General features: G+C 68.8%; 12 protein-coding genes. 2 read left to right on the top strand and 10 right to left on the bottom strand.

The window, feature by feature from the left end:
• Window positions 1-12: 12 nt before the first annotated feature.
• The 9 genes from ABD793_RS13985 to ABD793_RS13945 all read right to left on the bottom strand — a co-directional run bounded on the left by ABD793_RS13985 (window position 13) and on the right by ABD793_RS13945 (window position 10270).
• Window positions 13-573, bottom strand: a complete 561-nt coding sequence (locus ABD793_RS13985; RefSeq protein ID WP_344859666.1) for a hypothetical protein — start codon at window positions 571-573, stop codon at window positions 13-15.
• A 1-nt stretch (window position 574) separates the two neighbouring features.
• Window positions 575-2281 (bottom strand): DEAD/DEAH box helicase, encoded by a 1707-nt coding sequence (locus tag ABD793_RS13980; protein WP_344859663.1) that lies wholly within the window; start codon window positions 2279-2281, stop codon window positions 575-577.
• Window positions 2282-2393: 112 nt separating this feature from the next.
• Window positions 2394-3971, bottom strand: coding sequence for an MFS transporter (locus ABD793_RS13975; protein WP_344860195.1), 1578 nt, complete (start codon window positions 3969-3971; stop codon window positions 2394-2396).
• Between the two features lie 741 nt (window positions 3972-4712).
• The gene (locus tag ABD793_RS13970; RefSeq protein WP_344859660.1) at window positions 4713-5918 is read right to left on the bottom strand and encodes a PucR family transcriptional regulator; all 1206 of its coding nucleotides are present in this window, start codon (window positions 5916-5918) and stop codon (window positions 4713-4715) included.
• On the bottom strand, window positions 5915-6121 hold the full coding sequence (locus ABD793_RS13965; RefSeq protein WP_344859658.1) for a hypothetical protein: 207 nt from the start codon (window positions 6119-6121) through the stop codon (window positions 5915-5917). Before ABD793_RS13965 ends, ABD793_RS13970 begins: the two co-directional genes overlap by 4 nt.
• Before the next feature lie 44 nt (window positions 6122-6165).
• Window positions 6166-6531 (bottom strand): RidA family protein, encoded by a 366-nt coding sequence (locus ABD793_RS13960; protein ID WP_344859655.1) that lies wholly within the window; start codon window positions 6529-6531, stop codon window positions 6166-6168.
• A gap of 138 nt (window positions 6532-6669) precedes the next feature.
• On the bottom strand, window positions 6670-7893 hold the full coding sequence (locus ABD793_RS13955) for an NAD(P)/FAD-dependent oxidoreductase (protein ID WP_344859652.1): 1224 nt from the start codon (window positions 7891-7893) through the stop codon (window positions 6670-6672).
• Window positions 7890-8834: a dipeptidase gene (locus ABD793_RS13950; RefSeq protein WP_344859648.1), complete on the bottom strand. Its 945-nt coding sequence runs from the start codon at window positions 8832-8834 to the stop codon at window positions 7890-7892. The genes ABD793_RS13955 and ABD793_RS13950 overlap by 4 nt, the downstream gene beginning before the upstream one ends.
• On the bottom strand, window positions 8834-10270 hold the full coding sequence (locus ABD793_RS13945; RefSeq protein ID WP_344859645.1) for an amidohydrolase family protein: 1437 nt from the start codon (window positions 10268-10270) through the stop codon (window positions 8834-8836). The genes ABD793_RS13950 and ABD793_RS13945 overlap by 1 nt, the downstream gene beginning before the upstream one ends.
• Before the next feature lie 142 nt (window positions 10271-10412).
• On the opposite strand from ABD793_RS13945, the gene ABD793_RS13940 reads away from it, so the two are divergent.
• A complete protein-coding gene (locus ABD793_RS13940) occupies window positions 10413-11798 on the top strand; it encodes a serine hydrolase domain-containing protein (RefSeq protein WP_344859643.1) in 1386 nt (461 codons plus the stop codon).
• Window positions 11799-12208: 410 nt separating this feature from the next.
• Window positions 12209-12502, top strand: coding sequence for an alpha/beta hydrolase (locus tag ABD793_RS13935; protein ID WP_344859641.1), 294 nt, complete (start codon window positions 12209-12211; stop codon window positions 12500-12502).
• A 136-nt stretch (window positions 12503-12638) separates the two neighbouring features.
• On the opposite strand, the gene ABD793_RS13930 is transcribed toward ABD793_RS13935, so the two are convergent.
• The gene (locus tag ABD793_RS13930; protein WP_344859639.1) at window positions 12639-13559 is read right to left on the bottom strand and encodes an NADP-dependent oxidoreductase; all 921 of its coding nucleotides are present in this window, start codon (window positions 13557-13559) and stop codon (window positions 12639-12641) included.
• Window positions 13560-13581 lie beyond the last annotated feature (22 nt).

The raw sequence follows: 13581 nt of genomic DNA, 5'->3' as shown, positions 1-13581 counted from the left end.
GGCTGACTACGACTACTTCGAAGCTGTGAAGTATTCGGCCGGATCAAGGGCATTAAGCGCGATCCACCGCTGCGGTAATGCTGCGGTGGGCACTCGGACGCTACCCGAGGAGCCGCCGAAGAATTCCTGGACGTCGAGCGCAATTCGAGGGTCGTCGTCGACGCGTCGGGCCATTTCGTAGTAGACGGCCAGCACGTGGATACAGCGCCCCGTGTCATCCGGGCAGGAGCAGTCGACGCCGGCGAGTGCCGGTGCGGGCCGGTAGCCCGCCTCGGTGATCGTGCGGTGTACCTCGTCGGTGAGGACGGGCCGTGCCCCGGACAGCTGGCCGGTGATCCCGGCGATCGTCTCCCCGGACATCGGCGCCACCTCGATACAGGCCACCGCCGTGGTGCGGCCGCGCTGGACAACGCCGCGCACGACGCGGCCGTCGATCGTGACCTGCACCCCTCCGGCGCGCGCCAGCTTGCGGGCGCGCGGCAATGCCGGATTGGGCAGGGTCTGGAGCAGCGGCTGGGCGAGCCGAACCCAGTCCCGCCCCCACGCTGTGTAACCGAAGTCGTCGTCCGGCATGTCAACCGGCTCGTTTCCGGCGCAGGGTCGCGATGAGGCGGTCGTCATCCAGCCGGGCCAATTCGGCGACCCCGGACATATCGGCGATATCGGAGAGCGCGGATTTGCGCGAATGCATGGCCGCGATGTGCTCCTCAACGGTGGTATTGGTGGTCAGGGTGGTGACGGTCACGGTGCGGGTCTGACCGATCCGATGGACTCGGTCGGAGGCCTGCGCTTCCACCGCCGGATTCCACCATCGGTCGAAGTGGATCACGTCGGCCGCACGGGTGAGCGTGAGCCCGGTGCCCCCCGCTTTCAGGCTGAGTACCAGCACCTTCGGGCCATCGTCGGCCTGGAAGCCGCGGACGATGTCGGCCCGCTGTTGCTGGTTCAAGCCGCCGTGGAAGAACGGCGCGGACACCCCGAACTGCTCGCCGAAGTGCCGCACGAGCAGCTCGCCGGTCTTCCGGTACTGGGTGAAAACCAGTGTCGGCGAATCGGTTTCGAGGTTGTTGGCCACGATGTCGGTGCACAGGTCGAGCTTTCCCGACCGGCCGGACAGCTCCGCGGAGTCGTCGTAATCGTCGGTGACCAGCTTCGGGTGGTTGCAGACCTGCTTGAGTGCGGTCAACGCGGCCAGCACCCGGGCCTGGCGCTGGGCGCCGCTGCCGAAGCCGTCGTCGATCGCCTGCTCCAGCAGCCGGTCGTACAGTTGCTGCTGTTCCACCGTGAGGTCGCAGATCAGGTCGGCGTGGATCTTGGCCGGAAGTGACCCGGCGACCTGGGACTTCTTCCGCATCAACACAACCGGCTCGATCACCGCGCGCAGCCGGGCAGCGGCGGCGACCGAACCGTCCGCGATCGGCCGGATGAAGCGCCGACGGAACTGCGTCTTGTGCCCGAACAGCTGTGGTGCGACCAGATTGAGAATCGCCCAGAGTTCCTCGAGGCGATTCTCGACGGGTGTTCCGGTCAACGCGATCCTCGCGTCGGCCGTGATGGTCCGCGCGGCCTTCGATATTTGGGTGCGGGGGTTCTTGAGCGCCTGCGCCTCGTCGAAAACCGCGGTCGCCCACTGATGCTCCATGAGGTCAGGGCCGTGCATGCGCAACGTCGGATAGCCGGTGAGCACCACCGTCCGGTTGTCGATCGCCGTCAGCGGCCCGCCACGCCAGGTTACCGTCCGCAGATCAGGTGCGAACCGCGCGATCTCGTGTGCCCAGTTCCCGACCAGCGACGTGGGACACACCACCAGCTGTGGCCCCTCGTCGGCGCGCCCGACGAGACAGCCGATCGTCTGCAGCGTCTTGCCGAGCCCCATCTCGTCGGCCAGCACCGCACCGCCGTGTGCCTCGACTGCCTCGCGCAGCCAGCTCACCCCGCGGACCTGGTACGGCCGCAGCTCGGCGGTCAGCGCGGTGCGCAGTTCGGCCGCAACAGCAGTGGTGTGCCGGAAGACGGCAACGGCATGTTCCGCTGATGTCACGGCGGAACCAGTGGCATCGGGAATGGCATGCCCGGCGATCGGCAGGGCCGCGTCGCCGCCCGCGATCCGCTCCCGCCAGGCATCGACCGACCGGCCGGGCGAGTCGAGCGGCGCGCCGGCGAGCTTGTCCGGCTCGATCAGTGCGCAGTCGACCTCGGACACCTCGAACTTGGCAAGGTCCGAGGTCGGGACGACCAGGGCAACGCTCTGGGCATCACCGTGCGGCGGGGCTTCGCCCACTGCACGATGCTGCGCAGACCAGGTCCACAACGCGAACATATGACGGTCGGGCAGGTACGTGGCCTGGCTGTCGAGCAGGACGGCCGGAAGCTCTTGCCTGATTCCCCTTGTGTCAGTGGCTGTCAAGGTCAGCGCCCGCATGTGTCGCGTGGTTGGCGGTCTCGGCGCGGGCGGTGGCCCCGGCCGCGGGGCGGCTGCTTTCTGGACCGTCGTCAGGCTTTTGTGCCGACCCCGCGCGCCTTCCGGCCGGGCGCAAGGCGAACACCAGCACGGCTGTTGCGAAGAGTGCGATGAGCATGATCCAGATCGCGCCGACGTGCATGGAGTGGATGAACGCGTGATCGGCAGCCTGCGCAAGAGCGGGCCGGTCGAGCGCGGTGGCCACGTGCCGGGCCTGTTCCGCGGAAACCCGGACGCTGTCCTGCTGCGCCGCCGGGACGTCGCTCAGCGAGGGCTCGATCGCGCCTCGGTAGGCGATCGACATGATCGTGCCGCCCACCGCAATCCCGATCACGCTGCCGGCCTGCCGCGCCGTGTTGGTGACGGCCGACCCGGCGCCGGACCGTTCCAGCGGCAGGCTGCTGATCAGCGCGCCGGTCACCGGCGCCAGCACCATGCCGACGGAAAGGCCCTGCACCAGCAACAGGATTTCGATCCAGGCGAACGGGGTGTGCAGATCGAGAAATCCGACCGCGCCGAAGCTGAGCGCCGCCACCGCGACCGCCGGCACGGCAACCGGGCGCAGCGACCACCGGCGAACCAGCCGTGCGCCCACGGGCGCCCCTACGACAGCGCCGACCGCGGTCGGGATATTGGCCAAACCGGCCTTCATCGGCGAGTAGCCCAAGGCGCCCTGCATGTAGAACGCGTTGTAGAAAGTGACCGCAGCCACCGAAAAGAGCAGCAACGCCATGGACGCGTTGCCCCCGCCGAACACCCGCTGCGCAAGCAGCCGGGGATCGAAACTCGGCGCCTTGGCCTTCAATTCGACCAGCACGAAGGCGGTCAGCAGGACAAGCCCGACCGCGATCGGTGCCCAGACGTCCGGACGGCTCCAGGCGTTCACCTGCCCCGCGCGAATCAGCCCGTAGGTCAACGCCGCGAGTCCGCTGATCGACAGCGCTATCCCGGCCGGGTCCAGCGGTCGCACGGTGGGGCTGCGGAAATTGGGGACCAGCAGGATGATCCCGGCCAGGGCCACCACGACAATGGGAACGTTGACGAGAAAGACCGAACCCCACCAGAAATGGCTGAGCAGGAGCCCCGCCAACACCGGTCCGGCCGCCATTCCGACCCCGGTGGATGTCGAGGAAATGGCGATCGCGGTTGCCCGGCCGGGACCGGTGAAGGTCCACAACAGGATGGCGAAGTTGGCAGGCATGATCAGTGCGGCGCCGACGCCCATCGCGGCCCTGGCGGCAATCAGCTGGCCGGCATCGCCCGCGTACGCCGCCCAGATCGAGGCCCCGCCGAAGATCACCAAGCCGATTGCCAGCACAGTCCGGTGGCCGAAGCTGTCGCCCAGTGCACCGGCGGTGAACATCAAGGTTGCGAAGACCAGGGTGTATGCGCCGGTGGCCCACTGCAGTTCGGCCGGGCTGGCACCCAGTCCGCGGACCGGGTCGGCAAGGGTCTCCAGGGTGATGCTGAGGACGGTGTTGTCCAGCCAGATCAGCAGCGAACACACCATGAGAACGGCAAGAATCAACTGCTGCCGGAACTTCGGCAGCGTTGGAGGCGTGGTCATGAACACCTTCGGATATAGATCGGCGGGAACCCGGACGACCATAAACACGCTCCCCGAAACTGTCAAGTTCAGAGATTCTTGTCAATACTGTTGCGAGCGAACCGACGATATGCCCTCGGACGGATTTGCCACCCGAACAATTGTGTGCCCTCCGGCGGATTTGTGATTTGCCGGATTTAATGGCTGCCGGGGGTTGTGACCGGGCAGATTCCATGCCCTCCGGTGAGCTGCCGCACCGCGTCCGGCGGTCCGGCTCGGTGCCCACGCCGAACCCGCAGCTCGTGCCCGGCCAAGACGACCGGAACACCGGCGTTCACCGGATGCCGCTTCGAGGCGCGCGGGCGATGTCGATCGCTGTCGTCGTGGCCGGGACGTCCGCGCCAGTATTTCCGGCAGTGCAGGAGGTCGCCAAATGAGGACTCGTCGTTTTCCTGACGACGCTCGCTCTCGGGATTCGGCGGACTGGGACCCGCATTGCCGCCAACGGAATCACCGTCCAGCAAGTGCTCATCGGCAATGGATCATGCGACAAGTCCTGCCTGTCTACGTTCCCAACCTCCCCGGCCAATACCGCGCCCCGCCGCACACGCTGCCGTTGAATCAGGAGCGGCGAGTATCGCGGCCGTTTCGGCCGTGCCCCGGTGTGCCGGATCTGCTCGGTGGCCCTCTTCGCCACGGGCCGCATCAGACGTCGCCGAGTAGCCTCGCTGCCTTGATGCCGAGGTGCAGGATGAGGCGGCGTTCCCCGTCGCTCAAGTCGAAGCCGGTGAGCTCCTCGATGCGGCGGAGCCGGTGGTAGATCGTCGCCCGGTGCACACCGAGACACTTGGCCACCGCACGGGAGTCACCCGCGCGGTCGAGGAAGGTCTCTGCGGTGACGAGGAGCGCGGGATCGGCGTCGAGGAGCGCGGTGATCGCCTGCGCAACCCCCACGCTGCGGAGTTGCTCGCGCGGTTGAGCGGCCAGCAACGCGTAGATGCCCAGCGCGTCGTGGCGGGCGACGGGCCGGAACGCCGGGATGACGTCGGCGACCCGGATCGCGTCGAGAGCCTGCTGGTACGAGGTCGCGGCGTCGGCCAAGCGTGCGGTCGGACGGCCCACCCCGGCGACCACGGCTCGCCAACGATCGGCGCGCCCCAGCCGCTGCGCCGCCGACGAGCACAGTTCGTCCGCGAGCTGAGGGACCCGCTCTGTCGCGCGCTGCGTCACGACGAGCAATCCGTGGTCAGGGCGAATCAGGACCATGCTCTCGCGGACCGGCATTGCGCCGGCTGCGGCACGCAGAGCCGCGCCGAGCGCAAGGCGGTCACCCTCGTCGAGCTTCTGACCGGCTACCGGCAATGGTGCGACGACGATCGCGACGACGCCGCCGCGCGCGGCAAACAGGCCGGATTCGACGAGCCCATCGGCAGCGAGCGCCCGAGCGACGTGGTCCTCCGACGTCAGATCCCGAAGGAACTCCCCGACCCGGGCGTCGTGCAGTTCGCCGAGAGCCCGCTCGCGGAACAGCACCTCGGCAGCTTCGTCGGCCGAAACACCGGCGAGGGCGAGCCCGGCGTCGGCCACCGGCTCGTCGGCGTCGATCAGCCACAGGTAGCCGAACTGAACGCCCTGGAACCGGATCGGAATCGCGACCCGCGGCAGCAGGTCGAGCTCCGCGGAAGCAGGAAGGTGGACCGGTCCGTCCGCGCGGGGAAGCCGGAAACGCCGCAACCAGGCAACCGCCTCCGGCGGAGCCGCACGGGTCAGAATCACCCGCGCTCGCATCTCGTCGATCGGACCGGCCTGCGCGCTGTAGGCGAGCAGCCGGAAATGGACGTCGTCGATCGCGACCGCCCGGCCCAGCCGCCGGGCCAGTGTGTCCACCACCCGCTGCAGGTCTTCGCTCACGGAACCGCGTTCAGCCGCATCGCTCGCCGTGCCTTTCCTCGTTCGCGGCGCCGCCCCGACGCCACCGGTTCGCCAGTGAATGTAGCCCGATCGCCGAGGACGTCGACCGCGAGCAGGAACGGCTGCCGAGCCTGGCTGCCGCTCCCGAGGCCGGGCGGTTCACCACGGCCTTGTTTGCCGGACACGAGGGTCAGGTCGGGCATCGTTCCTCCGGCCGACAACGAGATCGGGGGAGGGGCATGGCCGCTCAGGGGGTGTCGTCAAGCCACGCGACGACGTTGAGCTCGACGCGAAAGGGCGGGACCAGCTGTGCGCCGATCGTCGTTCGGGCGGGACGCCGGTCGGGGAACTCCTCGGTCCAGACTTCGTGGTAGGCGGAGAAGTCCCCGAGGTCGGCCAGGTAGGCGGTGACCTTGCGGATCTGGTCCGGCCGTGCGCCGGCCGCGGCCGGCACCCGCCGGACATTCGCGAAGGCCGCGCGGGCCTCGTCGGCGAATCTCCCGGGCACCGGCCGCCAGCTCTCGTCGACACCGACCTGGCCCGACAACAGCAGGAGATTGCCCTGCCGGCGGAACGCCGGCGCGGACGGCGGGACGACTGCGTCGTGACTCATCGAAGCCTCCTGATGAGGTGGAATGAAGCAGCGTCCTCCGGACGGAGCGCTGCTTGCGCACACCTGGTCGTCGGCTCGCCGCCGGTCCGGTGCGCGCGTGAGATCGAGCCTTCGGGATCGGCGGTCCCGGCCACGAGTTCACCCGCGGCGCAGCGGGTCGAACGGGGCCATCCCGGGTGCGTCGGTCCCGCTGGTGATCTGCCCGGCCAGCAGCTTCCCGGTGACCGGTCCCAGCGTCACACCCCACATGCCGTGCCCGCCCGCGACGTGTACGCCGGCAACCTTCGTCGCACCGATCACCGGCAGGCCGTCGGGCGTCAGCGGCCGGGACCCGACCCATGGTTCGCGAACGTCATCCCAGTCGGCGCCGTCGATCAGCGGGCGGATCGAGCGCAGGACGGAGTCCAGGCGGCGACCGTCGAAGGGCGCGTCCCGGCCGGCGATCTCCATGCTGCCTGCGATTCGGACCCGGTCTCCGTACGGGGTGAGCGTCGCTCGGGCACCGGGCAGGTAGACCGGACCCGTGAGTGGTTCGGCGAGCCGGATGCTGCACGAGTAGCCGCGCCCGGCCTGCACCGGTACCCGCACACCCAGCCGGCGACCCAGCTCCGGCAACCACGCACCCGTCGCGAGCACGACCGCGTCGGTCCGGTGCGGCGGCCCCGTCCGGGTATCCACCTGCAGTCCACCCGGCCCGAATCCGATCGACTGCACGTGGGCGCCGTTGACGAGCGCGCCACCCCGTTGCTGCACCGACCCGGCGAGCGCGTCGAGGAACCGGCCCGGTGCGAGGAACCGCTGCCCCGCCAGATGCAGGATCTGCGCGATCCGGCCGGAGAACGGGGCCTCGTACCCCGCCGAGGTCCGGTAGGACACCTCCTGCCCGCGGGTGCGGGCGGCGCCGAGCTCGTGCTCGAGCCCCGCGGTGTCCTGGCCGGCGGTGAACCCGATGCGACAGGTCCGCTCGTGGATCTCCGCGGCAACACCGCCCTTGACCAGTTCGTCGAAAGCGCTGAGGCTTTCCGCCGCCAGCGGCCCGAGCGCGGCCATCCCCCGCCGCCATCGAGACGCTGTTGCATTCCGCGCGAACCCGGCCAGGAACGCCATCGTCGCCGCGGACAGCCGCCCGCTCACCGAGACCGGCGAGCCGGGGGTGAACAGGCTCCGCACGCCCTCCCGCAGCAACGCCGGCTCTGCCAGCGGCGCGACCATGGCCGGCACGAGGTAGCCGGCGTTGCCCCACGAAGCGCCCGCCCCCACCGTCGACCGCTCCAGTACGGTGACCTCTACGCCGTGCTCCTGCAGGAACCACGCACACGAGAGCCCGACGACGCCGGCGCCCACGACCACGACGCGGGTCATCGCCACACCTTTTCCACCACGCGCAGGAAGTTTCCGCCCAGGATTCCCTCGACCGCCTCCGGCGCGTGGCCGCGGTCCAGCAGGGCCGCGCCGATGGCGAGCAGACGTTCCGGCTCGATGAACTCCAGCCGGTCCCACTGCGAGTAGCTCGCCGGGAACAGTCCGGGATTCGCGGCCAGCTCGTCGCCGATCTGGTCGAAGCAGTAGTCCAGGCCGAGGCCCACGTGTTCCCAGCCGAGGAGCTTCACGGCGTGGTCGACGTGGCGGACGAGCGCTTCGGTGCTCGCGTCGTTGGCCCCCAGGAACATCCCCACCCCGTTGATCCCGACGACGCCACCGGTCGCCGCGCACGCGAGCAGCTGGTCGTCCCACACGTTGCGCTCGTGATCGTGCACCGCTCGCACCGCCGTGTGGGACAACACCACCGGCGCCGTCGACGCCGCGAAGACATCCATCGACGTCCGGTACGAGCAGTGCGCGGCATCGACCACCATCCCCACCCGGTTCATCTCGGCCACCACCTCCCGGCCGAACTCCGTCAGGCCGCCGTCGGATTCGTCGTGGCAGCCCGAGCCGGCCGCGTTGCGCTGGTTGTAGGTCAGGAGCATGGTGCGCACGCCCAGGTCGTAATAGGTCCGCACCAGATCGACCCGCCCGCCCAGCGGGTTGGTGTCTTCCAGGTCGAACGCGACCGCGAGCCGTCCGGTGGCCTTGGCCTCCCGCACGTCGTCGGCCGTGCGGGCCAGGACGTAGCGGTCGGGCCTGGCAAGCAACTGACGCCGGAACCCCGACAACACCCGGATCGTTTCCGCGACGTCGTGCGGCGCGTAGCCGACGTTCACCGACACGAACGACGCCCCCGCCTCGGCGTACCGCCACAGCGCGCCGACGTCGGTGTCGGGGTCGAGCGGAAGGCAGCAATGCTGTTCCCACACCAGCATCAGTGGTTCCCGTTCAGGCAAGAGGGACAACCGGGCAGGCGCGCGCCGTGGTGGACGGCTTTCCGGTAGCGGGCCGCTTCCACCGGCGAAGGAGGAAGGTCCGCGGTCAACAGCGGCTGCTCCGGCAGCGCGTCGAGGTCCACCACGGCGCCGTCCTTGATGACGGCGTGAATGCTCTGGTAGTTCTTGGCGCTCTGCAGTGGATCCTCGTCGAGGACGACCAGGTCGGCGATTTTGCCGGCTTCGAGTGTGCCGAGGTCGTCATCGACCTGGTAGGCCTCGGCGATGTTGCGGGTGGCCGCGTGCAGCAAGGCCATCGGCGACATGCCCTTTTCTTCCATTGCCTTGAGCCAGACGAAGTGTCCCGTCGCCAGCCGGCCCAGCGCCTCGTCTTCGGGCAGGCCGTTCCAGGTGCCCTTGATCATCGGCTCGCTCCGGACTTCCGGGGCGAAGATGCCGCCGTCATTGGCGAGCAGTATCGAAGCCCCCGAATCGACGAGGTTGCGGGCGTTGGCGTCGGAGGCCTGCCACATCGTCCACTCGTGGTCCGAAACGGACTCCTTCAGGATCTTGAAACCGTTGTCAGTCAACGGGAAGACGACGGCGCCGCAGTTTTTCCCGGCGAGCAGCTCGAGGGTCTCGCGCGGGATCTCGGTAGGTCCGGTCATGTTGCAGTGCTGCACGAGGTCGCAGCCCGCCTCGATCGCCATCCGCAGGCCCTCGACCGTCGAGGTGTGGGATTGCGCGGTCAACCCGCCGCGATGGGCTTCTTCGACGATGATGCGCTGCGTGCGTTCCGAGAACTGGAGGAAGGCACCGGCCGCGGCCGCACCGTGCTCGTTCGACGCGTACTTGACGAAATCCACTCCGCGCTCGAGGTACGCGCGGACCTCCTCGCCGACCGCCTCGGGCGTCAGCCACATCAGATGCCGTCCGACGTTCTCGACCCACGTCGCATTCACCCGGTCGACGAAATGGGAGCTCCCGACGCCGGGGATCCGCTTGTCGAAGTCGTCGGAGAACGGGCCGTCGAATCCGATGATGTTGCCGGCACAGCGAATACGGCTGCCGGGAGTCCTGCCCCGGTCGATCCGGTCGCGGGCCGACATCAGCGCACGTCGTGGCCCCCAGGTGTCGAAGACCGTCGTCATTCCGCTTTTCAGCGCAACCTGCGCCGCCTCGACGATCAAGTCCTCGTAGCGGCCTTCGTACCGGACGAGCGTCTCGAAGAAAACGTTGATGAGGAGGTGCACGTTGGCGTTCATCAGCCCGGGGATGACGAACTTCCCGCGGAAGTCGAGGGTTTCGGTGCCGGTCAGTTCGTCCGGGCGGCCGATCGCCACGATGCGGCCGTCGTCGATCAGGATCGCGTGACCGTCGATGCCCTGGTCGGAAACGCCGTCGATGACGGTCGCGCCAGTCAGCAGGAGTGACATCGTCGTCCTTTCGTTCTCCGGCTCGTCACCTCACGGTAGAACCGGTGGCACCGCCCAGGTATGGACAGCAGTCGCATGGCCACGGGCCGTCATTCGACAGTTGTCGCATGCGGCGCGGCCCTTCGCTTGACAGGATTGCGTGATGCTCACCTCGAACGAACTCGCCGAGCGTCTGTCGCGGCTGGCGGAGAAGTTCACCGTGCCGGGTGCGTCGGCCGCGTTGTGGCACGACGGCACGCTCGTCCGGGCCGAGACCGGGGCGGTCAACGTGGAGACGGGCGCCCCCGTGCTGCCGGGCACGCTCTTCGCGGCCGGATCCGTCACGAAGACGTTGACCGCGTCCCTGGCGATGACCCTGGTGGACGAACGGCGGCTCGACCTCGAGGCGCCCGTGCTGGACTACCTCCCCGACTTCACCACGGCCGATCCGGATCGCTCGGCGGCGATCACCGTGCGCATGCTGCTCAACCACTCGTCCGGGCTGCCCGGCAACTACCTGCCGGACCTTGCCCCGGGCGACGACGTCCTTGAGCGGCTGATGCAGGAGCTCGCGACCTTGACCGTCACGGGCGTCCCCGGCCGGCGGTTTTCCTACTGCAACATGGGAATGAGCACGCTCGGCCGATTGGTGGAAGCGATCACCGGTGACCGCTTCGACGTCGCACTGCGCACACGCATTCTGCAGCCGCTCGGTATGCACGCGACCGCGGACGCCGAGGAACTGCTTCTCCGCTCGACCGCCGTCGGGCACGTCGTCGACGGGGCCGTCTCACGGGTCCCCCGCCTGCGTGTCTGGCCCGAGTACGGTCCAGCTGGTTCGCGCTTGTGGCTTGACGTCGAATCCTTGATCCGCTTCGGGCGGATGCACCTCGACGGCACGACGCCCGACGAACACCGGCTCCTGTCGCAGGAAGCCGTGGACCAGATGCGCACACCTCAGTACGACGAGTTCTGGGGCTGTCTCCGTGGATGCGCGAATTTCGGGCTCGGCTGGGGCATTTTCCGCGAGGGCGACGACCCGGTCCTCACGCACTCCGGCGCCAACCTCGGCATGCATTCCACCCTCTACGTCATTCCGAAGCAGAAGATCGTGCTTGCGGTACTCACCAACAGCACCACCGGGGCGATGCTGCATTCCACGCTGTGCACAGAAATTCTCGACGAGTTCTTCGATGTCCGGGGCCCGGCTGCGATCGCCGCACCCGAGGCGATCGCCGAGGTCGACAACGAACGGTTCACCGGGCTCTACCGGGCCCCCGACGGCCAGGTGTTCGTCGAGGTGCATAACGGCCGGCTCCATGCCCGGTTGACTCCTGAACCCGGACTGGCCGAATGGGACCGGCTGATGGGCAGCCCCACCGGCGCCGGTCAGGCCGTGCCGATCACCTGCCTCGACAGTGAGCAGCGCCGATTCGTCATGGACCTCGGCAGCCCGGGGAATGTCACGGCGGTGCAGTTCTACGAACCGGGCGCGGACGGACGTCCCACCCTGGTGCGGCTGGGGACGCTCTACGAGCGGACATCGTGAGCGCACCGTGCGTGCGGGAGCTGATCCGCCGTCCCGGCTCTCGGCTGGACATCGTGCGGTGCCGACGCGCCCGGCTACGAATGCGCGACGGCCCGAGGTGCCGCTGTGCTACCGGGTCCCGGCGGGCCGGAAGATCGCGCGGCGTCGGCGACAGCGCCGGATTGAGCTGCTTCACCGAACCCGGCGACGGCTCCCACCAGATGAGCTCGTTCCCCGTGACCCGGAGCAGGAACGGGTCACGATCGAGGACACCACGCGCGGAGTCCGGCAGTGCGCCCGGGGCCGCTGCTGAAGCACACCTCGACGGCGAACGTGGCTCGCGATTGACGAGCGCTGCGCTTTCCGGGAACCGGGTACCGGTCTGTTCGCCAAGTACAACGCACTGCTGGACCGGCACCGGCAACCCGCGGGTGTGGCCCGGCTACGCACGACGCGCCGACGAGATCGGACGCGGCTTCGGCTCGTTCTGGACCTACCTGTCGCTGGCCTGTGCGAATTGGCCCGACCCGGACCGCTACACCGGGCCATGGGACCGGGAAACGGCGGCACCGGTGCTGGTCATCGGCAACCGGCAAGGTGATCCGGCCACGCCGCACGACGATGCGCGCAAGACGTCCGAGGTGTTTTCCCGCGCCCGGGTGCTCACCCTCGACTTTTCGGACATGGCGCCCGTGGTGAGAGTGCTTGCATCGACGGGGCGTTGAACGCGTACTTCAGCGCCGGCGCACTGCCCGCGCCCACAAGTGCCGTGCTCGCACAGCCGTCACCTGGTCGAAGATCTGTCCGATCTCGACGTTCGGCAGGTACTCGTTGGACAGTCCCGGGTTGGCTACGGCAGCGTCAGCCCTGCTCCAGCACGATGATCGGTTTTCCGCCGGCACGGCGTCCTGAGCCGAAGGCGGTCGGTGCTTCGGCCAGCGGGTACCGGGAACCGACCGGAACTCGCAGGCTTCCGTTGCGGACGAGGTTCGCCAGTTCGGCCAGCCGTACCCGGTCCGCTTCGACGACGAAGAAGATCGTCCGGCCGTCACGCGGCCTGGTGCTGGTGGGTTCGCTGATGGTGACCAGGGTGCCGCCCGCGCGGACCAGCCCGGCGGAGCGGTCGAGGATTTCTCCGCCGAACACGTCCAGGACCACGTCCACTTCGCCGACGTCTTCCAGCCGCTCGGTTTGCAGGTCGACGAAGGCGTCGGCGCCCAGCTCAAGTGCGGTGGCACGATTGCCGGCGCGGCCCGTGCCGATCACCCGCGCTCCTGCCCTGCGCGCGAGCTGCACTGCGATCGATCCGACGCCGCCGGCTGCGCCGTGGATCAGGACGGTCTGCCCGGACCTGAGCCGGGCGTGGTCGAACAGTGCCTGCCACGCGGTCAGACCGGAGATCGGCAGGGCGGCGCCGACCGTGTGGTCGATGTCTGCCGGGAGGGGCGCGAGGTTGCGGGCCTCGACGGCGGTGAACTCGGCGAGCGATCCGTCCCGGGTCCAGTCGGCGAGACCGAACACCCGCTGTCCGACACTGAGTCCGGTGGTGCCGTATCCGAGTTCCGCCACGACGCCCGACAGCTCGTGACCGGGCACGCTGGGCGTCCGATCGCGGCCGGCCCGGTTCGTCCAGGTGCCCGGCCAATCCAGTTCGCCAGGGGTGAAGCCGGCCGCGTGGACCCGCACGATGACGTCGTTCTCCGCAGCGTGCGGGTGGGGGAGGTCGGTCAGGGTCAAACCATCGAGACCTGCCGCCTGGTCCTTGACGGTGATGGCTTTCACGGTGCGTCCTTCAGTGTGTTCC

The organism is Amycolatopsis ultiminotia, from assembly GCF_039536925.1.
GTDB lineage: Bacteria > Actinomycetota > Actinomycetes > Mycobacteriales > Pseudonocardiaceae > Amycolatopsis > Amycolatopsis ultiminotia.
Note: the sequence above shows the minus strand (reverse complement) of the source record. Positions and strands in the feature narration are given on the sequence as shown.